Below are 24,838 nucleotides of genomic sequence, written 5' to 3' on the forward strand. Positions count from 1 at the left end.
ATCTACCGTGAAGCTTGCAGCTAACCGCCGTGTGGCGGGTCTCGCCGCGATCAGCGCCCTGGCGCTCACCCTTGCGGCCTGTGGTGGTACTGACGCGGAGGAGAGCGGCGGCGGCTCCGAGGCCACCGAGGAGGGCGCGGCCCTCTCCGGCACCCTTCCGGGCGCGGGCGCGTCGTCGCAGGAGAACGCGATGAACGGCTGGCTCGCCGGGTTCACCGAGCAGAACCCCGACGTCCAGGCCTCCTACGACCCCGTCGGCTCCGGCACGGGCCGTGAGCAGTTCATCAACGGGGCGACGCTCTTCGGCGGCACCGACTCGACGTTCGACGAGGAGGAGCTCACGGCGGGCGCCGAGCGCTGCTACGGCGGTGAGGTCGTCGAGCTGCCGCTGTACATCTCCCCGATCGCCGTGGCCTACAACCTGCCCGGCCTCGACACCGAGAACCTCAACCTCCAGCCCGAGACGCTCGCCGCGATCTTCAACGGCGACATCACGAAGTGGAACGACCCGGCGATCGCCGAGGCCAACCCGGACATCGAGCTGCCCGACACCGACATCGTCCCGGTGAACCGCTCCGACGACTCCGGCACCACCGAGAACTTCACCGAGTACCTCGCCGCCGCGGCAGGCGACGCCTGGCCGCACGAGGCCAGCGAGACCTGGCCGATCTCCGGCACCCAGTCCGGCGCGCAGACCTCCGGCGTCGTCTCCACGCTCCAGGCCGCCGAGGGCACCATCGCCTACCTCGACGCCTCCCAGGTGCCGGACGGCTTCGGCACCGTCGCGGTCGGCGTGGGCGAGGAGTTCGTCCCGTTCTCGCCGGAGGCCGCCGCGGCCGTCGTCGACGCCTCCCCGGCCGCCGAGGACGCCACCGACCTGCGCCTGACGATCGACCTGGCCCGCGACACCGAGGAGTCGGGCGCCTACCCGATCGTCCTCGTCTCCTACACGATGGCCTGCTCCGTCTACGAGTCCGAGCAGGACGCGGAGAACGTCAAGGCGCTGCTCAGCTACATCGCCTCCGAGGAGGGGCAGCAGCGCGCGGCCGATCCGTCGGTCGCCGGCTCCGCCCCGATCTCCGACGACCTGCGCACCAAGGTCGAGGCCGCGATCGAGCAGATCTCCGTCGCCTGACGCTCCGAAGCGACCGCCGCGGGCGGGGCCGTGCCACCGTAACTCCTCGGTGGGACGGCCCCGTCCGTCGTCGTGGCACCGAATGGTCGCGGGGTTCCGGTCCGCCTAGAGTGTGGGCGGCAAAGCGGTTGGACCGGAGGAGGGACCACGTGCGGGCACCATCCCGGACGGCCACGATCGCAGCGGCGTCGTTCGCCCTGGCGCTCACCCTGGCGGGTTGTGGCTCGGCGGACGACGGCGGTGACGGGCTCTCCGGCCCGCTCCCCGGGGCCGGCGCCTCGTCCCAGGAGATCGCGATGACGGCCTGGCTCGCCGGGATGCACGACCTGCACCCCCACGTCCTCGTGTCCTACGACCCGGTGGGGTCCGGCAGCGGACGTGAGATGTTCCTCAACGGGGCGACGGCGTTCGCCGGCTCCGACGCCCCGATGAGCTCCGAGGAGCTCGCCCGGGGGCGTGAGCGCTGCAACGGCGGCGAGGTGGTCGAGCTGCCGCTGTACATCTCCCCGATCGCTGTCGCGTACAACCTGCCCGGCCTCGGTGCCGAGCACCTCGATCTCGAGCCGAAGACCCTCGCCGCGATCTTCAACGGCGACATCACCAGGTGGGACGACCCGGCCATCGCCGCGACGAACCCCGACGTGGAGCTGCCGGACGCCGACATCATCCCGGTGAACCGCTCCGACGACTCCGGCACCACCGAGAACTTCACCGAGTACCTCGCCGCCGCGGCGGGGGACGCCTGGCCGCACGAGCCGAGCGAGACCTGGCCGATCTCGGGAACCCAGTCCGGTGCCCAGACCTCCGGTGTCGTGACCACGATGGAGGCCGCGGAGGGAACCATCGGCTACCTCGACGCCGCCCAGGTCCCGGACAGCTTCGGGACCGTCGCCGTCGGGGTGGGGCAGGAGTTCGTGCCGTTCTCGCCGGAGGCCGCGGCCGCCGTCGTCGACGCCTCCCCGCCGGCCGAGGGCGCCACCGACCTGCGCCTGACGATCGACCTGGCCCGCGACACCACCGAGGCCGGCACCTACCCGATCGTGCTGATCTCCTACACGATGGCCTGCTCGGTCTACGAGTCCGAGCAGGACGCCGAGAACGTCAGGGCGCTGCTCAGCTACATCGCCTCCGAGGAGGGCCAGGAGCGGGTGGCCGACCCGCGGGTGGCCGGCTCGGCCCCCATCTCGGACGCGCTGCGCACCCGGGTGACGGCCGCGATCGACCAGATCCGGGCGGCCTGAGGAAGGCCCGGGGACAGTGTCACGTACCCGATCGCGGACGCCTGTGAGCGAGACGACAGGCGCAGTTCACCCGCTGTTCACCTTGCGACTCCCTCGCGGACACCGGCGGTGCCTAGAGTTCGTGGCGTCGGCCTCGGCGTGCTCGCGTCCGGGCCCCGTCATGGTGCGGTCCCCCGCCGCACCTCAGGCTGCCGCCCCGGCGCGGACCCCCGAGCCCCCGCACCGGTCGTCGACCGTCTCCCGCGCACCATCCCCCGCCCGCAACCGCTAGACCCGGAGGACCCGTGGCAACCGTCACCACTCCAGACGCCCCGCCCGGGCGCGCACCGGCGACCCGGCTGAGCGAAGCCCCCGGCCGCCTGGGGAACAAGGTGTTCGCCGGTGTCTCCACCGGTGCCGGCATCACGATCCTCATCATCCTGGCGGCGGTGGCCGGCTTCCTCCTCATGCGGTCGTGGCCCGCGATCACGGCGTCGCAGGAGGACTACGAGGCCGTCGGCTTCATGCAGGGCAAGGGCCTGGCCGCCTACATCGCCCCGCTCATCTTCGGCACGCTGCTCTCCTCGGTGATCGCGCTGCTCATCGCGGTGCCGCTGAGCATCGCCATCGCGCTCTTCATCTCCCACTACGCGCCGCGCCGGGCGGCGCAGGGCCTCGGGTACCTCGTCGACCTCCTGGCCGCGATCCCCTCGGTGGTCTACGGCATGTGGGGCATGTCGTGGCTCGTGCCCCAGCTGGAGCCGCTGTTCGCCTGGCTCTCGGGCACGCTCGGCTTCATCCCGCTCTTCGTGGGCTTCCAGGCGCCGGCGAAGAACATCATGTCCGCCGGCATCGTCCTCGCCGTCATGGTCCTGCCGATCATCACCGCCACGATCCGGGAGGTCTTCCTCCAGACGCCCCGCCTGCACGAGGAGGCGTCCCTGGCGCTCGGCTCGACACGCTGGGAGATGATCCGGATGGCGGTCTTCCCGTTCGGCCGCTCGGGCATCATCAGCGCCTCGATGCTCGGCCTCGGGCGTGCGCTCGGCGAGACGATGGCCGTGCTGATGATTCTCTCGCCCGGGTTCCTCATCAACTTCTACCTGCTCAAGCCGGGCCAGCACCAGTCCATCGCGGCGAACATCGCGAACCAGTTCCCGGAGGCCTCCGGCCTCGGTGCCGACGTGCTCATCGCGACCGGTCTCGCCCTCTTCGCGATCACCTTCGGCGTGAACCTGTTCGCCCGCTGGATCATCGCCCGCCGCGCCGAGTTCTCGGGAGCGAACTGATGACGACCACCACCGCACCCCTGCTCGAGCGCACCGGCAAGCTGCCGACGTGGGCGCCCTGGGGGATCCTGGCCGGCGCCGTCGTCGTCGCGCTCGTCCTCCTCAGCGTGGTCTCGGAACCCACCGTCGCCTCCGTCGCGCTGGTCGGCGCCATCGTCTTCCTGTTCGCGAACTGGGCCACCTCGCGCGCCGTCGAGGGCCGGCGCCGCGCCAAGGACCGCCTCGCCACGAGCCTCGTGACGGGTGCGTTCCTCCTGGCGATGGTCCCGCTGATCTCGCTCGTGTGGACCGTGCTCGCCAAGGGCATGGCCATGATGAGCTGGGACTTCCTGACGACGGACATGACCGGCATCTTCGGCGACATGCGCGAGGGCGGCGCGCTGCACGCCATCATCGGCACCCTGTGGGTGACCGGGATCGCCTCGCTGATCTCGATCCCGCTGGGCATCTTCACCGCGATCTACCTGGTCGAGTACGGCAAGGGCCGCCTCGCCCGGGCCATCACGATCCTCGTGGACGTCATGACGGGCATCCCGTCGATCGTCGCCGGTCTGTTCGCCTTCGCCTTCTTCACGATCATCGTCGGGCCGGCCTACCGGTCGGCGTTCATGGGAGCCGTCGCCCTCGCCGTCCTCATGACGCCGGTGGTCGTGCGCTCGGTGGAGGAGATGCTGCGCCTCGTCCCCAACGAGCTGCGCGAGGCCTCCTACGCCCTCGGTGTGCCCAAGTGGCTCACCGTGGTCAAGGTGGTGCTCCGCACCGCCATCGCCGGCATCACCACCGGCGTGATGATCGCCATCGCCCGCGTGATCGGCGAGACCGCCCCGCTGCTGATGACCACGGGCATCATCGCCACCACCAACAACGATCCGTTCGAGGGCCGCATGGCCACCCTCCCGGTCTTCGCCTACCGCCAGTACGCCCAGGGCGGCATCGGCGTGGAGCGGGCCTGGGCCGCCGCCCTCACCCTCGTCGCGATCGTCATGCTGCTCAACCTCGTGGCGCGACTGGTGAGCCGGTACTTCTCGCCGAAGGGCGTCTCGTGACCCCCGCCCGCGCACTGCGCACCTCCGACCTCCGCCCCGCACCCCCGGTGCAGCTCACCCCCGCGCGCCCCGCCAGCTCCGGAAGGACCGCCCATGTCTAAGCGCATCGACGTCAACGACCTCAACGTCTACTACGGTGACTTCCTCGCGGTGGAGGGCGTCAACATGACGATCGAGCCCCGCTCCGTCACCGCGCTGATCGGCCCGTCAGGGTGCGGCAAGTCCACCTTCCTGCGCACGCTCAACCGCATGCACGAGGTCATCCCGGGCGCCCGTGTCGAGGGCGAGGCCCTCATGGACGGGCAGAACCTCTATGCCCCGGAGGTCGACCCGGTGCAGGTGCGCCGGCAGGTCGGCATGGTCTTCCAGCGGCCCAACCCCTTCCCGACGATGTCCATCGCCGACAACGTGCTCGCCGGGGTCAGGCTCAACAACAACCGCATCCGGAAGTCCGAGGCGGACGACCTGGTGGAGCAGTCGCTGCGCGGCGCGAACCTCTGGAACGAGGTGAAGGACCGCCTCCACCGGCCGGGCTCCTCGCTCTCCGGCGGTCAGCAGCAGCGCCTGTGCATCGCGCGGGCGATCGCCGTCAAGCCGCAGGTGCTCCTCATGGACGAGCCGTGCTCGGCCCTCGACCCGATCTCGACGCTGGCCATCGAGGACCTCATGGCCGAGCTGAAGGACGAGTACACCATCGTCATCGTGACCCACAACATGCAGCAGGCCGCCCGCGTCTCCGACCGCACCGGCTTCTTCAACATCGCCGGTACCGGCAAGCCGGGCCACCTCATCGAGATGGACGCGACCGAGAAGATGTTCTCCTCCCCGTCCGTGAAGGCGACGGAGGACTACATCTCCGGCCGCTTCGGGTGACCCTGGAGCGTTGACGACGGCGAAGCCCGGCCCTGCGGCCGGGCTTCGGTCGTCCCAGAGGCGTCCCGGGCGGAACTTTTTCCGGGCGCGTCCAGCCGGCGGGTCGTTTCCACCGGGCGCGGCGTCTCCACCGGGCGCGGCGCCTCCACCGGGCGCGGCGCCTCCAGCGGGCGCGGCGCCTCCAGCGGGCGCGCCGCCTCCACTGGCGGGTCGTCTCCCGGAGCGGGCCTCCTCAGCGGGCCGCGCCCTTGAGGGACTCGCTCACGGGCTTGTCGGAGAGCAGGATGCACAGCGAGGTGCGGTCGTCGGCCCTGTCCCAGCCCTCCTTGGTGGGGGAGAGGGTGGAGAAGTAGATCTTCGACTCGGCGTACGGGACGCCGACGAACTCCTCGAACTTGGCCGTGCACTCCTCCTCCGCCTGCTTCTCGACGGCGGCCCGGCCGGGGTAGTCGCCGTCGGCGTGCGTGACGGAGCCGAAGACCTCGGCGTCGTGCGGCTCGCTGCACTCCTTGGTCTCGACGGAGGTCACCTCGGTCCCCCCGAGCTCGCTCTTGTCGAGGCAGTCGCCCACCTTGAGGTCCACCACCTCGGCCCCGCCGCTGCACGCGCCGAGCGGCATCAGCGCGACCACGGCGACGAGCAGGGGAAGGGCGCGCGCACGCATCAAGCTGCTCCTCGGTCCGGACTGTCGCGGAGGAACCACGCTATCGCCGTCGGGCGCGGGTGGGCACCCGGGGCGGTCGGGCCTCAGGGCAGCAGCGGCCGGGCCAGCAGGTACAGCCCGGCGGCGACCGCGGCGGAGGCCGGGATGGTCAGCACCCAGGCGACGGCGATGTTCCCCGCGATCCCCCAGCGCACCGCGGAGAGCCGCCGCGTCGCGCCGACCCCCATGATCGAGGAGGTGATGGCGTGCGTCGTCGAGATCGGCGCGTGGAAGGCGAACGCGGCGACGTAGGAGAGCGTGGCGGCGACGGACTCGGCGACGAACCCCCGGGCCGGGTCCAGCTGGATGACGCGCCGGCCGAGGGTGCGGATGATCCGCCAGCCGCCGGCATAGGTGCCCAGCGCGATGGTGACCGCGGCGGCGAGCTTGACCCACAGCGGGATTTGCGAGCCCTCGTGCAGGCCGCCGGCCACCAGGGCGAGGACGATGACGCCCATGGTCTTCTGGGCGTCCTGGAGCCCGTGCCCGAGCGCCATGGCCGAGGCGGAGATCGTCTGCGCCAGCCGGAACCGGCGCTGCGTGGGCAGGTACGGGCGGGAGCGCACCGCCCACAGGGTGCCCACCATCGCGGCGTAGGCGAGGACGAACCCGATCAGCGGCGATAGCACCATCGGCAGCGCCACGAGGAGCCCGATGACCTCCCAGTGCACGCTGGCCGAGGCTGCGAGGCCCGCCCCGAGCAGCCCGCCGATCAGGGCGTGGGAGGACGAGGAGGGCAGGCCGAGCCACCAGGTGAGGAGGTTCCACGCGATCGCGCCGAGCAGCGCGGCGAGGACCACGCCGAGCCCGTCCTCCCCCTCGGGCGGGGTGATGATGCCGGAACCGATCGTCTCGGCCACCCCGGTGCCCAGCAGCGCCCCGACGAGGTTCATGAAGGCCGCCAGCGCCACGGCGATCCCCGGGGTGAGGGCGCGGGTGGAGACGGAGGTCGCGATTGCGTTCGCGGCGTCGTGGAAGCCGTTGGTGAAGTCGAAGACGAGCGCGACCGCCACGACCACCACCACGAGGAGGAGGACGACGTCCACGTCGGCTCAGGACTCCTTGAGCGCGATGGCCTCGACGCCGTTCGCGAGCCGCTCGAAGGCGTCCGCCGCCTCCTCCAGCGCGTCGAGGACACCCTTGACCTTGATGATCGTGATCGGGTCTTCCTCGTGGTCGAACAGGTCCGCGACCAGGCGCCGGTAGGCACGGTCGGCCCGCCGCTCGAGCCGGTCGACCTCGACCCAGTACTCGCGCAGGTCGGTCATCGAGCGCAGGCGCGGCATGGCCTCCGCCGTCAGCTCGGCGCACCGGCGCAGCACGGCGACGAGGTCGGCGACGCCGGTGGGCAGCACCCCGACCTTGTACAGCACCATGAGGTCGCCGGCCTCGTCGATGGCGTCCATGCAGTCGTCGATGCCGTTGGCGAGGGCGTGCATGTCGTCCCGGTCGAACGGCGTGACGAAGGTCTGGTTGAGGCGGCTGAGGAAGTCACGCGTGCTCTCGTCCGCGTCGTGCTCCACCTGGTGCAGCTTCTCGGCCAGCTGCACCCGCTGGGTGCGGTCCGCGCCGAGCATGCGGACGAGGAGGTCGGCGCCGCGCACGAGGTGCCCGGCGCTGGTGGCCAGCAGATCGAAGAAGGCGCCGTCCTGGGGGGTGAGGCGGAATCGCACCGATGCTCCCGGGTGACGTGGACATGACCGCCGGGTGAACCGGCGGTCCCAATCTAGGCCAGGAGCGGGCAGGCCCCGGAACGGCGCCTCGGCTCGCCTGACGCGCACGGGAGCGTGTCCTTGAGCACACTGGGTCGTCGGAGCCGCACGAGGCTGACGAATCCGCGTCGCGACGAGGTTGAGGAAATGGTTCTGGAACGGCCCGTGGCGAACCAGAATCGCCATCTCGTTCCGCCGTACGTGACCCGCCGTACGTGACCCGCCGTGCGGGGCGCCCGGGGAGGTGAAGGCCCCGAAGGGGAAGATGAGGACGCCGGGCCGGAGAGCGCCAGTCGGCGCGAAGGCCGCTCGTGGCGGCTTGTGTTGGAGCCCGGGGCTTTCGCGACCCGACGTCACGCACCACTGTACGGCAGGGGTTCGGCGCCCGCGCAACCGCAGAGGTGAGCTGTGGACGGCCGACGGCGAAGCCGCAGGCCAGCGGGTCAGCGGCCGGCGGGCCGTCCGCCGGCGACCCGCAGCCAGCGCGTCAGTGGCCGGAGGACCGCCCGCCGGCGACCGCGTCGCGCCCCCGCGGGTCGAACCGGTAGCCGACGTTGCGCACCGTCCCGATCAGCTGGTCGTGCTCGCTGCCCAGCTTCGCGCGCAGGCGCCGGACGTGGACGTCGACCGTGCGCGTGCCGCCGAAGTAGTCGTAGCCCCAGACCTCCTGGAGCAGCTGCGCCCGCGAGAGCACCCGGCCGGGGTTCTGCGCGAGGTGGCGCAGGAGCTCGAACTCCTTGTAGGTCAGGTCGAGCGCCCGGCCGCGGACCCGGGCCGTGTAGGCGGAGGCGTCGATCACCAGGTCACCGACCTCAACCCGCTCGGAGGAGCCGTGCGCCTGCGGGGCCGGCTGCTCGGCCTCGGCGATCATCCGCAGCCGCGCCTCCACCTCCGCCGGCCCGGCGCTCGCCAGCACGACGTCCGCGGCGCCCCAGGTGCGCGAGACCGCGGTGAAGCCGCCCTCGGCCAGGACGAGCAGCACGGGCGGGGCGCCCATCGGCCCGCTGAGGGTCCGGCACAACGCCCGCGCGGCCACCAGGTCCGTCCGGGCGTCCAGCAGGACGGCCGCCACGCCGTCGTGCTCGACGAGCGCCGACGGCGACATCGGCGCCACTCGCACGTGGTGGGCGAGAAGGGTGAGGGCGGGCAGCACGCGGGCCGCACCGTCCGGTTCGGCGGTGAGCATCACCAGGTCCGCCACAGGGTCCCCTCCTCACGGGTGAGCACACTCTAACGGCGCCGCCGGGGCCGCCCCGCGCCGACCGCCCCGGCTCCATCTGCAACAATCGCCGGGTGATCACCGCCGCCCCGTCCCGTCCGGGCGGCGCGGCGACCCCACCCGGGACCCGCCGATGATGAGTGCCCCGACCCGGGCCGTGCTCACCGCGGTCGGCGCCGCCACGGTCGCGCTCTCGGGCTACCTGTCCCAGGACGTCCTCACCGGCGTCGTCCTCGCCCTCGGCCTCGTCTTCGCGGCCGGCTGGCCGCGCCTGCTCTCCCTGCCGACCGCACGCGGCGGCAGCCTGGTCATCGCGCTGACCGCCCTGGCCGCCGTCGTCGTCGTCCGCCTCACCTCGCTGGGTGACCTCGCCCTCGTCATGGGGCTCGCGGTCGTGGCCGCCTTCGTCCACCAGATGCTCCGGCGCGACGGCCGCCCCCGGCTCGTGGAGTCGGTGGCCGGGGTGGTCTCGGGTGCCGTCGTGGTGACGTCGGCCGCGGGCTGGCTCGCCGTCGAGGGCGACGACGTCACCGCGGCGCTGGTCGTCACGGCCGCGGCGACGATCGCCGCCGCGGCCGCCGTCACCGCCGTGCCGGCGCCGACCCGGCTCGTGGCCGTGCTGGCGACCGTCGCCGGGGGAGGGGTCGGCCTGCTGACCGGTGCCCTGCTCGGCGGCGTGGGCCCGGTCCCCGGGCTGCTCGTGGGGCTCGCGGCCGGGATCCTCACGGCCGCGCTCCACATCCTCTTCGGCCGCTTCCCGGCCTCCCGCCGGGTGCGCCCCGCGCTGGCCGCCGGGCTGCTCCTGGTGCTCGCCTCCGGCGTGCCCGTCTACCTGGTCAGCCGCCTGCTCAGCACGTGAGCCCCGGCGACGGCTAGCCTGGCCGTATGCCGTTCCAGCTCCCTGACGACCTCGCTCCCGAGTGCTACCCGCTCGCCTGGCTCCTCGGCACGTGGCGCGGCTTCGGCATGCTCGGGTACCCCGGCGTGCCGGAGACCCCGTTCGTGCAGCAGGTCGTGTTCGACCACGACGGCGGCCCCTACCTGCGCTCGACCTCCACCATCCACCTGGCCGACCCCGAGGGCTCCCGCCCCATCGCCCGGGAGATGACCGGGCACGAGGGGGCGGCCGCCCTGGTCCCCGGGCAGCTGTGGTCCACCGAGACCTCCTACTGGCGACCCGTCCCCGCGGAGGCGCAGCGCACCGCGGCCGCGGAGGGGAACGGCGCCCGGACGGGAGCCGGTGCCCCCGCGCCCGGGCCGACCGACCTCGAGGTGCTCGTGGCGGACCCCGCCGGCCAGATCGCCGTGTACGTCGGCGCCGTGCGGGGCCCGCGGATCGAGCTGTCCACGGACGCCGTCGTGCGGACCGCGACCGCCGCAGAGATGAGCGGCGCCACCCGCATGTACGGCCTCGTGCAGCGGGACCTCATGTGGGCCATGGACCTCGCGGCGTTCGGCCACGAGCTGCAGTCCTACGCGTCGGGCCGCCTGAGCCGGGAGGAGTGAGATGACCACCACGGACAACACGTCGGCCGAGGAGACCGGCTACCGCAGCCCGCTGCTCTCCCGCCCGGGCGCCGTCGCCGACTCCGGCCCGGACGCGGGCGTCGCCCTGCACTACGGCGACCCCGTCCACGAGCAGCGCGCGCTCGCCCGCGGCGAGGGGATCGTCGACCTCTCCCACCTCGGCGTGGTCACGGTCTCCGGCCCCGACCGCATCAGCTGGCTGAACACCCTGAGCTCCCAGCTGCTGGCCGGCCTCGAGGCCGGGGTCCCCACCGAGATGCTCCTGCTGGACGTCAACGGTCACGTCGAGCACGCCCCCGCCGTCCAGGACGACGGCGAGCGCACCTGGCTGATCACCGAGGCGGGCGACGCCGACCCCCTCGCCGCCTTCCTGGACTCCATGCGGTTCATGCTCCGCGTCGAGGTGGCCCGACCCGACGACGTCGCCGTGGTCGGCACCGCCGCCGGCGGCTGGGCGAAGATCGCCGACCACCCGGCCCACCTGCTCACCTGGCAGGACCCGTGGCCGCGGACCGCGCCCGGCTCCACCCACTACGGGCCGCCGGACGCCGAGCACCCCGGCGTCGAGATCCACCGCGCGCTCTCGCTCGTCCGCCGGGACGCGCTGACCGCCGTCGTGCAGGCCTTCTGCGCCCCGACGGCGGAGCCGCCCGCCCGCCCGGGCCGCCTCGCGGGGACCTGGGCCTGGGAGGCCCTGCGCGTGGAGGCGTGGCGCCCCCGCCTCGCCCGCGAGGTCGACGAGCGGACGATCCCGCACGAGCTCGACTGGCTGCGCACCGGCGTGCACCTGAACAAGGGCTGCTACCGCGGGCAGGAGACCATCGCCCGCGTGGTCAACCTCGGCCGCCCGCCGCGCCGGCTGGTCATGCTGCACCTGGACGGCTCCGAGCACTTCCTGCCCCGTCCCGGCGACGAGGTCACCCACGGGGAGAAGGTCGTGGGGCGGCTGACCACCGTGGTCCGGCACGAGGAGCTCGGGCCGGTGGCGCTCGCCGTCGTCAAGCGGAACGTGCCCGCCGACGCGACCCTGACCGCGGGCGGCGTCGCAGCGGCCCAGGAGATCGTCGTCGGGACCGAGGGCGTCACCGACGTCCGGCCCGCCGAGCGCCCCGGGGCCGGGCTGCGCCGCCGCGACCTGCGCAGATGAGCGCCCGCCCGGCGAGGGCGGCCAGACTCGTCGCGGCCGCCGTCGGGCGCGGCATGGACGTGCGGCGCTGGCGCGTCGTGCTGCGCCTCCAGGCGCGCCAGGGCTGGCGCCGGGTCCGGGACGCCTTCGTCCCGATCCTCACCGCGTCGCTCGCCGCCGGCCTGGCGTACCTGGTCTCCGGGTCGCTGCTGGGCCACCAGCTCCCGCTGTTCGCCGCGGTCGCGGCGTGGGTCTGCCTGGGGTTCCACCCCGACCGCCAGCTGCGCCGGGTCGCCGAGATGGGCGCCGGGGTCACCCTCGGGGTGGGCCTGGGCGAGGTCTTCGCCATCCTCTTCGGCTCCGGGCCGGTGCAGATCTTCGGGGTCCTGCTGCTCTCGGCGCTGACGGCCCGGTTCCTCGACCGCGGGCAGCTGTTCACCACTCAGGCGGGGGTGCAGTCGATCGTCGTGGTCGCGATGCCGGCCGCCATGTTCACCGACGGGGCGGTCGGGCGCTGGTCCGACGCCCTGGTCGGCGCGGCGCTGGCCCTGCTGGTGACGGCTCTGCTGCCGGGGGACGTCGTGCGCCGCCCACGCCGGATGGGGCAGGCGGTGCTCTCCGAGCTCGCGACCATGCTCGGCACCCTCGCCCGCGGGCTGCGCTCCGGCGACCCGCAGCTGGCCGCGGACGCGCTGGCGCAGGGCCGAGGCTCCCAGGGCGGGCTCGACGCGTGGGTCACCGCCGTGCGGAGCGCGCGGGAGGTGGTGCAGGTCAACCCGGCGCTGCGGGCCGAGCGTGCCACCATCGCGGAGCTCGGCCGCGTCAGCACGCTCGCGGACCGTGCCATGCGCAACGCCCGGGTGGTGTGCCGGCGCGCCGTGGTGGCGATCGAGGAGGACGGGCCGTCCCCGGACATCGCCGACCAGGTCGAGACCATCACGGTGGCGTTGAACTCGCTCGCCGCCGCCATCGGCAGCGGCGACCCGCCCGAGCACGCCCGGGCCACCCTCGTGCGTGTCTCCGGCGAGCTCGTCCCCGTGCTGCACGCGTCGGAGGGCTGGCGCAAGCAGACGCTGGTCTCGCTGCTGCGGTCGCTGGTGGTGGACTCGCTGCAGATGACCGGCATGTCACGCGGGCAGGCCATGGGGCAGCTCCCGGAGGGGGACTCCGCCCCGGCCGACGGCTAGACCGCCGGCTCGGCACCGTCGGGGAGGCTCGGCACGGTCAGGCCGGCACGGCACCGCCGGGGAGGCTCGGCACGATCAGGCCAGCACCACGTCGCCGTCGACGACCGTCACCGGCACGGGCGGCAGCGGACGCTCGGCCGGGCCGCGGACCACGCTGCCGTCGGCGAAGGAGAACTCCGAGCCGTGGCAGGGGCAGGTGATGTCCTGCTGGCCGATCTGGACGACGCAGCCCTGGTGGGTGCACACGCCGCTGAACGCCTTGGCGGTGCCCTGCTCCGGCTGCACCACGACGACGGAGGCGCCCTTCACCTCCAGGACGACGCCGGAGCCCACGGGGACGTCCGCGAGGCTCATCAGCCTGGTCCCCGCCGCGGAGGGCGGGGGAGTGGCGCGGGAGTCGGAGGTGCCACCGCCACCGCCGCACGCGGCGAGCAGCGGGACCGAGAGCAGTCCGGTGCCGGCCAGCAGCACGCTGCGACGGGCCGGGCCGTTCGAAGGGGTGAGGTCCACCCGTCCATAGTGCCCTGCCGCAGCTCCGTGGCGCCCGGCCGCGGCGGCGCAGCGCCCCGGCCGCGACCGGCGCTCGTTACGCTGCGGGGGTGATCGCCAACGTGCAGGTGCTGCTGTTCCTCGTGCTCTCCCTGATCCTCCTCGGGATCGAGCTCTGGGCGCTGGTGGACGCCGCCCGGCGTCCCGCCGGCGCCTTCACCTACGCGGGCAAGCGCACGAAGAAGTTCTGGGTCCTGCTGACCGGCGCCGGCGTGCTGGTCGGGTTCATCGCGATCCCCCCGCCCCTCGGCCTCGGCATCTTCGGCACCTTCGCCATGTTCATCGCCGTCGTCCCCGCCGGCGTCTACCTGGCCGACGTCCGGCCCGAGGTCCGCAGCTACGGCGGCGGGCGGCGGGGCCCGCGCCAGGGCGGCGGCTGGTGAGGGCGGTCCTCCAGCGGGTCACCCGCGCGTCGGTGAGCGTCGGCGGGGAGGTCGTCGGGGCGATCGACCGGCCCGGCCTGCTGGCTCTCGTCGGCGTCACGCACGACGACGGTCCAGAGCAGGTGGCACGGCTCGCCCGCAAGATCGCGGAGCTGCGCATCCTGCGTGACGAGCGTTCCGTCGTGGACGACGGTGCCCCCGTGCTCGTCGTCTCCCAGTTCACCCTCTACGCGGACGTGCGCAAGGGCCGCCGGCCCACCTGGAACCAGGCCGCTCCCGGCGCCGTCGCGGAGCCGCTCGTCGATGCGGTCGCCGACGCCCTGCGCGAGCGGGGCGTCGAGGTGTCCACCGGGCGCTTCGGCGCGGACATGGCCGTCGAGCTGGTCAACGACGGGCCGGTGACCCTGCTCGTCGAGGTCTGACCGGGCGGAGTCGTCCACAGGCACTCGTTGCGCCGGGCACGCCGGTGGAGAGACGAGGCCGGCCGCGTGCTGACGCGAGAGGATCGGGGCATGAGGATCGAGGCCGTCAGGGGTGACATCACCCGGGAGGACGTCGACGCCGTCGTCAACGCCGCCAACTCGTCCCTGCTGGGCGGCGGCGGGGTGGACGGAGCGATCCACCGGGCCGCGGGCCCGGAGCTGCTCGAGGAGTGCATGGAGCTGCGGCGCACCGAGCTCCCCGACGGTCTGCCCGTGGGCCGCGCGGTCCCGACTGCCGGGTACCGGCTCCGTGCCCGGTGGGTGATCCACACCGTCGGCCCGAACGCCCGCCGCGGGGAGACCGACCCGGCCCTGCTCGCGGCCTGCTTCACCAGCTCGCTCGCGGTCGCCGGCGACGTCGGTGCCCCCACCGTCGCCTTCCCGGCCGTCAGCGCCGGGGCCTACGGGTGGGACGTCGAGGAGGTGGCACGGGTCGCCGTCGGGGCGGTCGGCGCTTTCGCCGCGGCGCAGGAGAACCGGGACGGCTTCGAGGTCTGCGGCATCGACGTCCGGGACGTCGGCGCCACCCGGGTCGACCTGGTGCGGTTCGTCCTGTTCGACGACCGCGCGCTGGGGGCGTTCAGCCGAGAGCTGGGGTGACCTCTGCCAGCCGCGGCCGGGAGCCGGTCAGCCCGGAGCCGGGACAGCTGCGGCACGGAGGCGTGAGTGTGCCCCCGCGCGCCGCGCGCGCGAGCGGAGGATGCCGCTTCACGCCGGTGGCGAACACGGGCAGTTCCGCGGCGGTCGCGCCGTTAGCCTTGACGAACGCTGCCCAGACCGGTTGCCGCCGGGTACTGGCCGAGGCAGCCGCCCGTGAGGAGTGCACATGTTTGAACGATTTACCGACCGTGCCCGTCGTGTGGTGGTCCTCGCCCAGGAAGAGGCGCGGATGCTCAACCACAACTACATCGGCACCGAGCACATCCTCCTCGGCCTGATCCACGAGGGAGAGGGCGTCGCCGCCAAGGCGCTCGAGGCCCTCGACATCTCGCTCGAGGCGGTGCGTGCCCAGGTCACCGAGATCATCGGCGAGGGACAGCAGTCCCCGTCGGGCCACATCCCGTTCACGCCGCGAGCCAAGAAGGTTCTCGAGCTGTCCCTGCGCGAGGCGCTGCAGCTCGGCCACAACTACATCGGGACCGAGCACATCCTGCTCGGCCTCATCCGTGAGGGCGAGGGCGTCGCCGCCCAGGTGCTGACCAAGCTCGGCGCGGACCTCAACCGTGTCCGCCAGCAGGTCATCCAGCTGCTCTCCGGCTACCAGGGCAAGGAGCCGGTGTCGGCCGGCGGCCCCACCGAGGGGCAGCCCTCCGGCTCCGCCGTGCTCGACCAGTTCGGGCGCAACCTCACCCAGGCCGCCCGCGAGGGCAAGCTCGACCCCGTCATCGGCCGCAAGCAAGAGGTCGAGCGGGTCATGCAGGTGCTCTCCCGGCGCACCAAGAACAACCCGGTGCTGATCGGTGAGCCCGGCGTCGGCAAGACCGCCGTCGTCGAGGGCCTCGCCCAGGACATCGTCCGCGGCGACGTGCCGGAGACGCTGAAGGACAAGCAGCTCTACACACTCGACCTCGGCTCCCTGGTGGCCGGGTCGCGCTACCGCGGTGACTTCGAGGAGCGCCTGAAGAAGGTGCTCAAGGAGATCCGTACCCGCGGCGACATCATCCTGTTCATCGACGAGATCCACACCCTCGTCGGTGCGGGTGCCGCCGAGGGCGCGATCGACGCGGCCAGCATCCTCAAGCCGATGCTGGCGCGCGGCGAGCTGCAGACCATCGGGGCGACCACCCTCGAGGAGTACCGCAAGCACATCGAGAAGGACGCCGCGCTCGAGCGCCGGTTCCAGCCGATCCAGGTGGCCGAGCCGACGCTCGCGCACACCATCGAGATCCTCAAGGGCCTGCGCGACCGCTACGAGGCGCACCACCGCGTCTCCATCACCGACGAGGCGCTCGTGGCCGCCGCCACCCTGGCGGACCGCTACGTCTCCGACCGGTTCCTGCCGGACAAGGCGATCGACCTCATCGACGAGGCGGGCGCGCGGCTGCGCATCCGCCGCATGACGGCGCCGCCGGAGCTGCGTGAGCTCGACGAGCGCATCGCCGAGGTCCGCCGCGAGAAGGAGTCGGCGATCGACGACCAGGACTTCGAGAAGGCCGCGCGCCTGCGCGACCAGGAGAAGACCCTGGGCGAGCGTCGCCTCCAGCGCGAGAAGGCCTGGAAGAACGGTGACCTCGACGCGGTCTCCGAGGTCGACGAGGAGCTCATCGCCGAGGTGCTGGCGATGTCCACCGGCATCCCGGTCTTCAAGCTCACCGAGGAGGAGTCCTCCAAGCTCCTCCACATGGAGGACGAGCTGCACAAGCGCATCGTCGGCCAGGACACGGCCATCCGTGCGCTGTCGCAGGCGATCCGCCGCACCCGCGCCGGTCTGAAGGACCCCAAGCGCCCCGGTGGTTCATTCATCTTCGCCGGCCCCACCGGCGTCGGGAAGACCGAGCTGGCCAAGGCGCTCGCCGAGTTCCTCTTCGGGGACGAGGACGCGCTCATCCAGCTCGACATGTCCGAGTTCTCCGAGAAGCACACCGTCTCGCGGCTCTTCGGCTCCCCGCCCGGGTACGTCGGCTACGAGGAGGGCGGCCAGCTCACCGAGAAGGTCCGCCGTCGCCCGTTCTCCGTGGTCCTGTTCGACGAGGTGGAGAAGGCGCACGCCGACATCTTCAACTCGCTGCTGCAGATCCTCGAGGACGGTCGCCTCACCGACTCGCAGGGTCGGGTGGTCGACTTCAAGAACACCGTCATCATCATGACGACGAACCTCGGCACCCGGGACATCGCCAAGGGCCTGCTGACCGGCTTCCAGGCCCAGGGCGAGCTGTCCAACAGCTACGAGCGGATGAAGACGAAGGTCAACGAGGAGCTCAAGCAGCACTTCCGGCCCGAGTTCCTCAACCGCGTGGACGACGTCATCGTGTTCCCGCAGCTGTCCGAGGCCGAGATCATCCAGATCGTCGACCTGATGATCAGCCGCCTCGACCAGCGGATGCGCGACCAGGACATGACGATCGAGCTCACGCCCGCAGCCAAGGAGCTGCTCGCCGAGCGCGGGTACGACCCGGTGCTCGGGGCTCGTCCGCTGCGCCGCGCGATCCAGCGCGAGATCGAGGACGTGCTCTCCGAGAAGATCCTCTTCGGCGACGTCAAGCCCGGTCAGAAGATCCTGGTCGACGCCGAGGGCGAGGGCCTGCTCGGCCAGTTCACCTTCACGGGTGTCCCGGCCGGCGAGATCGAGAAGCCCGAGCCGGTCGCCGTCGGTCACGGCACGACCATCGAGCAGCGCGACATGCCGACGGCGCCCGAGGGCGGCGGCGCGGGCGGTGGCGGTCAGCTGCAGCCCGGTTCCTGAGGAGCCAGGCACTCCGCACGGGAGAAAGGAGCCCGGCGACCCACGTGGTCGCCGGGCTCCTGCCGTCCCCGGGCCGCGCCTGTGCGAGCCGACCGCACCCAGTGCCGCCCCGTGCCGACAACGCCCTCAGTGCGCATCGGGGACCGTGGACGAGGACTTAAGGCGTGGTCGCGGTGGCACCAGCCGCCGAAACTGCGGTGGCGGTAGCGGCCCGCGCGCCGTCGTCGACCGTCGAGCGGTCGCGGTACCGCTCGACGAAGGCGCGCACCACGGCGTGCGAGGCGCCGACGTCGGCACGCGAGACCCGCTCGACGACGGCGTCCGCCTCGTCGGCAGGGAAGTACCCGGCGTGGCGGTAGACCTCGATGCGGGTGACGAGCGCGTCGCGGTCCATCTCCGGGTGGAACTGCGTGACGTACTGGTTCGCCCCGATCCGCAGCATCTGCACGGGGCAGGCCTCCGACGTCGCCAGCACCACGGCCCCGGACGGCAGTGAGGTGCAGGCCTCCTTGTGGCCGACGTAGGCCTCGAAGGTCTCCGGCAGACCGCGCAGCAGCGGGTCCCGGCGGCCGGCCTCGGTGACCGACACCCGCACGGCCGACGTGTTCTCCGCAAAGGTGCCGTCGACTGTCCCGCCCGCCCGGCTCACCAGGGTGCCGACGCCGTAGCACACGCCGAGGAAGGGGAGGTCCCGGCGCAGCACCTCGTCGAGCAGCGGTCCGAGCTCCGCCTCCACCCGACGCTGCACCGCGCTCTTGCCGTCCTCGGGCACCGAGGCCGTGAAGGGACTGCCCCCGAGAATCACCCCGGCGAAGCGGTCGAGGTCCAGCGGCGTGAACGTCCCGGCCTCCATGCGCACGCGGACCAGCTCCTCCGGACGGAGCCCGCCGTGACGGAGGAAGGAGGCGTACTCGTCGTCGGCCGCGACGTCCTCGTCGCGGGACGCGAGAAGCGCGAAGGGCCTGCCGGACATGTCGACCACTTCAGCACCACCCGCCGTGCGGTGCCCCGGCCGTCCGTACCGCGTCCGCCGCCGGCCCGCTTCGCAGGCGGACGTCCAGATGCCGGGACGACGGCGGCGCTCGGTTGAGGCGTGAGGCGACCCGCCGTAGGTGGCGGCGTCCGACGCCGCGGGGCTCCGACGTCGCGACCGTGCAGGACCTCCGGGTGCGGCCGCCGCCTGCCCGTCCTACCGTTGAGGAGTCCCGGGAACGGGGCACTTGCGAAGGGAGCGACGATGGGACTCGACGACAAGATCGGTAACGCGGCCGAGAAGAACGCGGGCAAGTTCAAGGAGGGCGTCGGCAAGGCGACCGACGACGAGAGCCTCGAGGCCGAGGGCAAGACCGACCAGGCCAAGGGCAGCCTCAAGCAGGCCGGCGAGAACGTCAAGGACGCGTTCAAGTAGAGCGCCACAGCCTTGGACAAGACGGGGCCCCGCAGGATGTGATCCTGCGGGGCCCCGTCGTCGTGCGGAGCGCGGGTCAGCAGCAGCGGCCCTGCGGGTTCCGGTCCTCCCAGTCCATCTTGTCCTTCCAGAACGCACGCTCGGAGAGCGGTGCGTGGCCCGGGTGGGTCCGGGCGTGGTGCTCGAGGTAGCGCTGGTACGCGTCCGCCCCGAGCACCCCGCGCAGGTACCAGACCACGCCGCGCCACGCCTTCACCAGCGTCGCCATGACTAGTGCCGGGCGCGGTGGGGCTGGAGCTCCGGCGGGAGTGCCGCCCACCGGGCCTCCAGCTCCTTCTCCGCCGGTGTCGGCATGAGGCCGGACGGGGCGTAGATCCGGGACTCGACCCGCGGGTCCTCGTTCTCGGCGACCCCGCGCGTGCGGAAGGACCGCACGGTGGCGACCACGGCCGCGGTGATGACGATGACCGTCAGCACCATGAACACGATCGACAGGGTGCCCTGGACGAAGGTGTTGCGGACCACGGCCTGCATCGCCTCGACGGACTTGGCGGTGCCGAAGCTCTCCTGGCCCTCCGCCAGCGCCTGCCGGAACGCGTTGTGCTGCGCCCAGTACCCGACCGCCGGGACCGGCGAGAAGATCTTGTACAGGGACGCGGTGACGGTCACGACGGTGGCGAAGGCCAGCGGCAGCACGACCACCCAGAGGTGCTTGAACGTCCCCCGCTTGGCGACGATCGCCATGACGACGGCGAGCGCGATCGCGGCGAGCAGCTGGTTGGAGATGCCGAACAGCGGGAAGAACGTGTTGATGCCGCCGAGCGGGTCGGTGACGCCGAGGATCAGGATGTATCCCCAGCCGGCGACCATGATCGCGGTACCGATCCAGGCGCCCGGACGCCAGGACGTGTCCTTGAACTTCGGAATGAAGTTACCGATGGCGTCCTGGAGCATGAAGCGGGCCACGCGCGTGCCGGCGTCGACGGCGGTGAGGATGAAGAGCGCCTCGAACATGATCGCGAAGTGGTACCAGAAGCCCATCATGGCGGTCCCGCCGAACCACTGGTTCATGATCGTCGCGATGCCGACGGCCAGCGTCGGGGCGCCGCCGGTGCGGGAGACCACCGACTCCTCGCCGACGTTCTGCGCGAGGGTGGTCAGTGCGTCGGGCGTGAGGTTGACGCCCGCCAGGCCGAGGGAGTTGACGAACGCGACGGCGCCCTCGACGGTGCCCCCGGTGGCTGCGGCGGAGGAGTTCATGGCGAAGTAGATGCCGCGGTCGATCGAGATGGCCGCCACTAGCGCCATGATCGCGACGAACGACTCCATGAGCATGCCGCCGTAGCCGAGGAAGCGGGTCTGCTTCTCCTTCTCGACGAGCTTCGGCGTGGTGCCGGAGGAGATCAGCGCGTGGAAGCCGGACAGGGCACCGCACGCGATGGTGACGAAGAGGAACGGGAACAGAGAGCCGGCCACCACGGGGCCGTCGGAGCGCCCGGCGAACTCGGAGACCGCCGGCACGGAGATCTCCGGGCGGACGACGATCACCGCCGCGGCCAGGAGCACGATGACGCCGATCTTCATGAACGTGGAGAGGTAGTCGCGCGGGGCCAGGAGCAGCCACACCGGCAGCACGGCCGCGACGAAGCCGTAGATGATGATCGCCCACGCGATCGTGGTGCGGTCCAGGTGGAACAGCTCGGCGCCCCAGGCGGACTCGGCGACCCAGCGGCCCGAGATGATGGCGAACATCAGCAGCGCGAAGCCGATGACGGAGACCTCCATGACCTTGCCTGGCCGGAGGTACCGCAGGTAGACGCCCATGAAGAGGGCGATCGGGATGGTCAGCGCGACGGAGTACACGCCCCAGGCGGACTCGCCGAGGGCGTTGACGACCACGAGGGCGAGGATGGCGACGATGATGACCATGATCGCGAGGGTGGCGATCAGGGCGGCCGTGCCCCCGATGACGCCGAGCTCCTCACGAGCCATCTGGCCCAGGGACCGGCCGCCGCGGCGCATGGAGAAGAACATGACGAGGTAGTCCTGGACGGCGCCGGCGAGCACGACGCCGACGATGATCCACACGGTCCCGGGCAGGTAGCCCATCTGCGCCGCGAGCACCGGGCCCACCAGCGGTCCGGCGCCGGCGATGGCGGCGAAGTGGTGGCCGAAGAGCACCCGGCGGTCGGTCGGCATGTAGTCCCGGCCGTTGTTGTTGTACTCGGCCGGGGTAGCACGGGAGTCGTCCGGCCGGGTGATCTTCCGCTCGATGTACTTGGAGTAGAAGCGGTACCCGATCAGGTACGTGCACACGGCGGCGAAGACGAACCAGATCGCGTTGATCGTCTCGCCGCGGGAGATCGCCAGGACGGACCAGGCGACACCGCCGAGCAGGGCGATGGCCGCCCACACGGCGATCTTCAGGGGCGTCCACCGCCGCTCCTCGGCCTCCGCGACGGCGGGGTCGACCGAGTTGGGTGGCAGATCGGCGATGGGGGGAGCGGGTTTGTCGGTCATGCGCGTTCCTTGTGTGTCCGGGTTCGTCGTCGGTGTCCGGATTCGCCGTCGGCCTTGACGTTCCGAGTGATTTTCGAGACAGAGTACGCCGGATTTCTCCGTCGAAAGGCGCCGGCCGCTCGCGTCTTCCGGGGCCCGCCCCTTCCGCCAGGGCCTTTAGTCTGCGCTGTGATCCGCCTCACTGCATATGCTCTTCAACGTGGCCGCGGTCACCCCTAGCCTGGCCGCGTACCCCGACGGCGAGGAGAGGTCGCGATGGCCAAGTACGTGTACCGGTTCAGCGAGGGCGACAAGGACCAGAAGGACCTGCTGGGCGGTAAGGGGGCGAACCTGGCGGAGATGACGAAGATCGGTCTGCCGGTCCCGCCGGGGTTCACCATCACGACGGAGGCGTGCCGGGCGTACATGCGCGACGGGCACGTGCCGCCGGAGCTGCGCGTCGAGGTCACGATGGCGATGCGCGAGATCGAGGACACGATCGGGCGCCGGCACGGGGACTTCCACGAGCCGTTGCTGGTCTCGGTGCGCTCGGGGGCGAAGTTCTCCATGCCCGGGATGATGGAGACCGTCCTCAACGTCGGCCTGAACGACGCGTCGGTGAAGGGGCTGGCGGAGTTCTCCGGGGACGAGCGCTTCGCGTGGGACTCCTACCGGCGCCTGATCCAGATGTTCGGCAAGACGGTGCTGGGCATTGACGGCGAGCTCTTCGCCGAGGCGCTGGAGGCGAAGAAGAAGCAGGTCGGCGTCACCACGGACGTCGAGCTCGGTGCCGAGGACCTCAAGGACCTGGTGGAGACGTTCAAGCAGATCGTGCGCGAGCGGTGCGGCCGGGAGTTCCCTCAGCACCCGCGCGAGCAGCTGGACATGGCGATCGAGGCGGTGTTCGGGTCCTGGAACACCGAGCGGGCGCGGTTGTACCGGCGCCGGGAGCGGATCCCGAACGACCTGGGCACCGCGGTCAACGTGGTCACGATGGTGTTCGGCAACCTCGGGGAGACCTCCGGGACGGGGGTGGCGTTCACCCGCGACCCGTCCACGGGTCACTCCGGGGTGTACGGGGACTACCTGCCCAACGCGCAGGGCGAGGACGTCGTCGCCGGCATCCGCAACACCCTGACGCTGAACGAGCTCGAGAGCCTGGACAAGAAGTCCTACGACGAGCTGCTCCAGGCGATGCGACGCCTGGAGACGCACTACCGGGACCTGTGCGACATCGAGTTCACCATCGAGCGCGGCAAGCTGTGGCTGCTGCAGACCCGGGTGGGCAAGCGCACCGCCGGTGCGGCGTTCCGGGTGGCCACCCAGCTGGTCGACGAGCACCTGATCACCATGGACGAGGCGATCTCGCGCGTGACGGGCGCGCAGCTGTCCCAGCTGCTCTTCCCCCAGTTCGACGGCGACGCCGAGCGTCAGCTCCTGACGAAGGCGATGGCGGCCTCGCCCGGCGCGGCGGTGGGGGAGATCGTGCTGGACAACGCCCAGGCGCTCGAGCGGTCCAACGCGGGCGCGAACGTGATCCTGGTGCGCCGGGAGACCAACCCGGACGACCTGCAGGGGATGATGGTCGCCGCCGGGGTGCTGACCGCGCGGGGCGGGAAGACCTCCCACGCCGCCGTCGTCGCGCGCGGCATGGGCACGACGGCGGTCGTCGGCGCGGAGGAGCTCGACGTCGACGTCGCCGCGCAGGAGGTCCGCGTCGACGGCCAGGTGCTGCGCCCGGGCGACGTCATCGCGCTGGACGGCTCCACCGGTGAGGTGTTCCTCGGCGAGGTGCCCGTGGTCGACTCCCCGGTGATGCGCTACATCGCCGAGGGCATGGACGCGGGGCTGGCGGCGAGCGAGGACGAGGCCACCCGTGAGCTCGTGCTCGCCGTCGACCGGATCCTCACCCACGCCGACGACGTGCGCCGGATGCAGGTCCGCGCCAACGCCGACACCGCCGAGGACGGGCGCCGGGCCCGGGAGCGCGGCGCGCAGGGCGTGGGGCTGTGCCGCACCGAGCACCAGTTCCTCGGCGAGCGGCGCGAGTACATCGAGCACCTCGTCCTGGCGGAGGGCGACCAGGCCCGCGAGGCGGCGCTGGCGGAGCTGCTGCCGCTGCAGCGCCAGGACTTCGTCGACCTGCTCGAGGCGATGGACGGCCTGCCGACCACGATCCGGCTCATCGACCCGCCGTTGCACGAGTTCCTGCCCGACCTGACGGACCTGGCGGTGAGGGTGGCGCTGGCGAAGGAGCGCGGCGAGAGCGCCGAGCGTGAGGAGAAGCTCCTCGCGGCCGTGCACCGCATGCACGAGCAGAACCCCATGCTCGGCCTGCGCGGGGTGCGCCTGGGCCTGAAGGTGCCGGGCCTGTTCGCCCTGCAGATCCGGGCCATCGCCGAGGCCACCGTGGCGCTGCGGCAGGCGGGGAAGGACCCCCGCCCGGAGATCATGGTCCCGCTCGTCGGCTCGGTCCGGGAGCTGCAGATCGTCCGGGAGGAGGCCGAGGGCATCCTCGCCGAGGTCGGCCGGGCGGCCGGCACCAGGCTGGACCTGCCGATCGGGTGCATGATCGAGCTGCCGCGTGCTGCGCTGACCGCGCACCGCATCGCCGAGGAGGCCGACTTCTTCTCCTTCGGCACCAACGACCTGACCCAGACCACCTGGGGCTTCTCCCGCGACGACGTCGAGGGCGCGTTCTTCGCCGACTACCTCGAGAACGGGGTGCTGACCATCTCCCCGTTCGAGACCCTCGACGCCGACGGCGTCGGCGCCCTCGTCAAGGCCGGCGTGGAGGGCGGCCGGCACACCAAGCCGGGTCTGCACCTGGGCGTGTGCGGCGAGCACGGCGGCGACCCCGAGTCCATCCACTTCTTCCACCAGGCCGGGCTCGACTACGTCTCCTGCTCCCCGTTCCGCGTCCCCATCGCCCGCCTCGAGGCCGGCCGCGCCGCCGTCATGGCCGGGGAGGACGCCACCGCATGACCCGCCACGCTCCGGCGAGCAGCGCCCGCCCGTCCTCCGGCGAGTCGTCACCAACTCGGTGAGTCGTCACGAACTCCCTGAGTTGTCACGAA

The 24,838-nt window shown here is 72.2% G+C and carries 23 protein-coding genes; 15 read left to right on the forward strand and 8 right to left on the reverse strand.

Going from position 1 to position 24,838, the window contains the following annotated elements; all coding sequences use genetic code 11:
* Positions 1-7 precede the first annotated feature (7 nt).
* From pstS to pstB, 5 genes are all read left to right on the forward strand, one after another.
* Positions 8-1,135, forward strand: a complete 1,128-nt coding sequence (pstS, locus tag ATJ97_RS13650) for a phosphate ABC transporter substrate-binding protein PstS (protein ID WP_098484215.1) — start codon at positions 8-10, stop codon at positions 1,133-1,135.
* A gap of 149 nt (positions 1,136-1,284) precedes the next feature.
* Positions 1,285-2,376, forward strand: coding sequence for a phosphate ABC transporter substrate-binding protein PstS (locus ATJ97_RS13655; protein WP_098484216.1), 1,092 nt, complete (start codon positions 1,285-1,287; stop codon positions 2,374-2,376).
* 284 nt (positions 2,377-2,660) lie between these two features.
* Complete coding sequence (gene pstC, locus ATJ97_RS13660; protein ID WP_098484217.1) at positions 2,661-3,644, forward strand: phosphate ABC transporter permease subunit PstC; 984 nt, start codon at positions 2,661-2,663, stop codon at positions 3,642-3,644.
* Complete coding sequence (pstA, locus tag ATJ97_RS13665; protein WP_098484218.1) at positions 3,644-4,690, forward strand: phosphate ABC transporter permease PstA; 1,047 nt, start codon at positions 3,644-3,646, stop codon at positions 4,688-4,690. Before pstC ends, pstA begins: the two co-directional genes overlap by 1 nt.
* Before the next feature lie 93 nt (positions 4,691-4,783).
* Positions 4,784-5,563: a phosphate ABC transporter ATP-binding protein PstB gene (gene pstB, locus ATJ97_RS13670; RefSeq protein ID WP_098484219.1), complete on the forward strand. Its 780-nt coding sequence runs from the start codon at positions 4,784-4,786 to the stop codon at positions 5,561-5,563.
* Positions 5,564-5,795: 232 nt separating this feature from the next.
* Here the strand turns inward: pstB and ATJ97_RS13675 are convergent, their stop codons facing one another.
* The 4 genes from ATJ97_RS13675 to ATJ97_RS13690 all read right to left on the reverse strand — a co-directional run bounded on the left by ATJ97_RS13675 (position 5,796) and on the right by ATJ97_RS13690 (position 9,179).
* Entirely contained in the window at positions 5,796-6,227 is a 432-nt protein-coding gene (locus ATJ97_RS13675; RefSeq protein WP_098484220.1) for a septum formation family protein, read from the reverse strand.
* 83 nt (positions 6,228-6,310) lie between these two features.
* Positions 6,311-7,312, reverse strand: a complete 1,002-nt coding sequence (locus ATJ97_RS13680; RefSeq protein WP_098484221.1) for an inorganic phosphate transporter — start codon at positions 7,310-7,312, stop codon at positions 6,311-6,313.
* Positions 7,313-7,318: 6 nt separating this feature from the next.
* Entirely contained in the window at positions 7,319-7,939 is a 621-nt protein-coding gene (locus ATJ97_RS13685) for a DUF47 domain-containing protein (protein ID WP_098484222.1), read from the reverse strand.
* Between the two features lie 526 nt (positions 7,940-8,465).
* On the reverse strand, positions 8,466-9,179 hold the full coding sequence (locus ATJ97_RS13690; protein ID WP_098484223.1) for a winged helix-turn-helix transcriptional regulator: 714 nt from the start codon (positions 9,177-9,179) through the stop codon (positions 8,466-8,468).
* 151 nt (positions 9,180-9,330) lie between these two features.
* Here ATJ97_RS13690 and ATJ97_RS13695 point away from each other — a divergent pair, with 151 nt between their 5' ends.
* Genes ATJ97_RS13695 through ATJ97_RS13710 form a run of 4 tightly spaced genes read left to right on the forward strand, consistent with a single transcriptional unit; the run spans position 9,331 to position 13,037 of the window.
* Complete coding sequence (locus ATJ97_RS13695) at positions 9,331-10,056, forward strand: hypothetical protein (protein ID WP_098484224.1); 726 nt, start codon at positions 9,331-9,333, stop codon at positions 10,054-10,056.
* 26 nt (positions 10,057-10,082) lie between these two features.
* Entirely contained in the window at positions 10,083-10,703 is a 621-nt protein-coding gene (locus ATJ97_RS13700) for a heme-binding beta-barrel domain-containing protein (RefSeq protein ID WP_098484225.1), read from the forward strand.
* 1 nt (position 10,704) lies between these two features.
* The gene (gene ygfZ, locus ATJ97_RS13705; RefSeq protein WP_098484226.1) at positions 10,705-11,871 is read left to right on the forward strand and encodes a CAF17-like 4Fe-4S cluster assembly/insertion protein YgfZ; all 1,167 of its coding nucleotides are present in this window, start codon (positions 10,705-10,707) and stop codon (positions 11,869-11,871) included.
* Positions 11,868-13,037, forward strand: a complete 1,170-nt coding sequence (locus ATJ97_RS13710; RefSeq protein WP_098484227.1) for an FUSC family protein — start codon at positions 11,868-11,870, stop codon at positions 13,035-13,037. Before ygfZ ends, ATJ97_RS13710 begins: the two co-directional genes overlap by 4 nt.
* Positions 13,038-13,112: 75 nt before the next feature.
* Here ATJ97_RS13710 and ATJ97_RS20085 read toward each other — a convergent pair whose 3' ends face one another.
* The gene (locus ATJ97_RS20085; protein ID WP_211287237.1) at positions 13,113-13,547 is read right to left on the reverse strand and encodes a Rieske (2Fe-2S) protein; all 435 of its coding nucleotides are present in this window, start codon (positions 13,545-13,547) and stop codon (positions 13,113-13,115) included.
* 89 nt (positions 13,548-13,636) lie between these two features.
* Between ATJ97_RS20085 and ATJ97_RS13720 the strand changes: the two genes are divergently transcribed.
* The 4 genes from ATJ97_RS13720 (at position 13,637) to ATJ97_RS13735 (ending at position 17,854) form a co-directional block, all read left to right on the forward strand.
* Positions 13,637-13,969 (forward strand): DUF2516 family protein, encoded by a 333-nt coding sequence (locus ATJ97_RS13720; protein ID WP_098484228.1) that lies wholly within the window; start codon positions 13,637-13,639, stop codon positions 13,967-13,969.
* Positions 13,966-14,391, forward strand: a complete 426-nt coding sequence (dtd, locus tag ATJ97_RS13725) for a D-aminoacyl-tRNA deacylase (RefSeq protein WP_098484229.1) — start codon at positions 13,966-13,968, stop codon at positions 14,389-14,391. Before ATJ97_RS13720 ends, dtd begins: the two co-directional genes overlap by 4 nt.
* Positions 14,392-14,481: 90 nt before the next feature.
* Positions 14,482-15,051: an O-acetyl-ADP-ribose deacetylase gene (locus ATJ97_RS13730; RefSeq protein ID WP_098484230.1), complete on the forward strand. Its 570-nt coding sequence runs from the start codon at positions 14,482-14,484 to the stop codon at positions 15,049-15,051.
* A gap of 226 nt (positions 15,052-15,277) precedes the next feature.
* Complete coding sequence (locus ATJ97_RS13735; RefSeq protein ID WP_098484231.1) at positions 15,278-17,854, forward strand: ATP-dependent Clp protease ATP-binding subunit; 2,577 nt, start codon at positions 15,278-15,280, stop codon at positions 17,852-17,854.
* Positions 17,855-18,011: 157 nt separating this feature from the next.
* Here the strand turns inward: ATJ97_RS13735 and ATJ97_RS13740 are convergent, their stop codons facing one another.
* On the reverse strand, positions 18,012-18,827 hold the full coding sequence (locus tag ATJ97_RS13740) for a glutamine amidotransferase (protein WP_098485470.1): 816 nt from the start codon (positions 18,825-18,827) through the stop codon (positions 18,012-18,014).
* Between the two features lie 264 nt (positions 18,828-19,091).
* Here ATJ97_RS13740 and ATJ97_RS13745 point away from each other — a divergent pair, with 264 nt between their 5' ends.
* On the forward strand, positions 19,092-19,262 hold the full coding sequence (locus tag ATJ97_RS13745) for a CsbD family protein (protein ID WP_098484232.1): 171 nt from the start codon (positions 19,092-19,094) through the stop codon (positions 19,260-19,262).
* 76 nt (positions 19,263-19,338) lie between these two features.
* Here ATJ97_RS13745 and ATJ97_RS13750 read toward each other — a convergent pair whose 3' ends face one another.
* Together ATJ97_RS13750 and ATJ97_RS13755 are read right to left on the reverse strand one after the other, a co-directional pair.
* Positions 19,339-19,530 carry a YbdD/YjiX family protein gene (locus ATJ97_RS13750; protein ID WP_098484233.1) on the reverse strand — a complete coding sequence of 64 codons (192 nt, stop codon included), beginning with the start codon at positions 19,528-19,530 and terminating at the stop codon, positions 19,339-19,341.
* Positions 19,531-19,532: 2 nt separating this feature from the next.
* Positions 19,533-21,782, reverse strand: a complete 2,250-nt coding sequence (locus ATJ97_RS13755) for a carbon starvation CstA family protein (protein WP_098484234.1) — start codon at positions 21,780-21,782, stop codon at positions 19,533-19,535.
* A gap of 255 nt (positions 21,783-22,037) precedes the next feature.
* Here ATJ97_RS13755 and ppdK point away from each other — a divergent pair, with 255 nt between their 5' ends.
* Positions 22,038-24,746, forward strand: coding sequence for a pyruvate, phosphate dikinase (gene ppdK, locus ATJ97_RS13760; RefSeq protein ID WP_098484235.1), 2,709 nt, complete (start codon positions 22,038-22,040; stop codon positions 24,744-24,746).
* The last annotated feature ends 92 nt before the right edge of the window (positions 24,747-24,838 follow it).

The organism is Georgenia soli (genome assembly GCF_002563695.1).
GTDB lineage: Bacteria > Actinomycetota > Actinomycetes > Actinomycetales > Actinomycetaceae > Georgenia > Georgenia soli.

Excerpts from the sequence above, each read along its gene's own strand:
- pstA (WP_098484218.1), top strand. The coding sequence starts at position 3,644 with ATGACGACCACCACCGCACCCCTGCTCGAGCGCACCGGCAAGCTGCCG.
- pstB (WP_098484219.1), top strand. The coding sequence starts at position 4,784 with ATGTCTAAGCGCATCGACGTCAACGACCTCAACGTCTACTACGGTGAC.
- ATJ97_RS13675 (WP_098484220.1), bottom strand. The coding sequence starts at position 6,227 with ATGCGTGCGCGCGCCCTTCCCCTGCTCGTCGCCGTGGTCGCGCTGATG.
- ATJ97_RS13695 (WP_098484224.1), top strand. The coding sequence starts at position 9,331 with ATGATGAGTGCCCCGACCCGGGCCGTGCTCACCGCGGTCGGCGCCGCC.
- ATJ97_RS13700 (WP_098484225.1), top strand. The coding sequence starts at position 10,083 with ATGCCGTTCCAGCTCCCTGACGACCTCGCTCCCGAGTGCTACCCGCTC.
- ygfZ (WP_098484226.1), top strand. The coding sequence starts at position 10,705 with ATGACCACCACGGACAACACGTCGGCCGAGGAGACCGGCTACCGCAGC.
- ATJ97_RS13710 (WP_098484227.1), top strand. The coding sequence starts at position 11,868 with ATGAGCGCCCGCCCGGCGAGGGCGGCCAGACTCGTCGCGGCCGCCGTC.
- ATJ97_RS13730 (WP_098484230.1), top strand. The coding sequence starts at position 14,482 with ATGAGGATCGAGGCCGTCAGGGGTGACATCACCCGGGAGGACGTCGAC.
- ATJ97_RS13735 (WP_098484231.1), top strand. The coding sequence starts at position 15,278 with ATGTTTGAACGATTTACCGACCGTGCCCGTCGTGTGGTGGTCCTCGCC.
- ATJ97_RS13740 (WP_098485470.1), bottom strand. The coding sequence starts at position 18,827 with ATGTCCGGCAGGCCCTTCGCGCTTCTCGCGTCCCGCGACGAGGACGTC.
- ATJ97_RS13745 (WP_098484232.1), top strand. The coding sequence starts at position 19,092 with ATGGGACTCGACGACAAGATCGGTAACGCGGCCGAGAAGAACGCGGGC.
- ATJ97_RS13750 (WP_098484233.1), bottom strand. The coding sequence starts at position 19,530 with ATGGCGACGCTGGTGAAGGCGTGGCGCGGCGTGGTCTGGTACCTGCGC.
- ATJ97_RS13755 (WP_098484234.1), bottom strand. The coding sequence starts at position 21,782 with ATGACCGACAAACCCGCTCCCCCCATCGCCGATCTGCCACCCAACTCG.
- ppdK (WP_098484235.1), top strand. The coding sequence starts at position 22,038 with ATGGCCAAGTACGTGTACCGGTTCAGCGAGGGCGACAAGGACCAGAAG.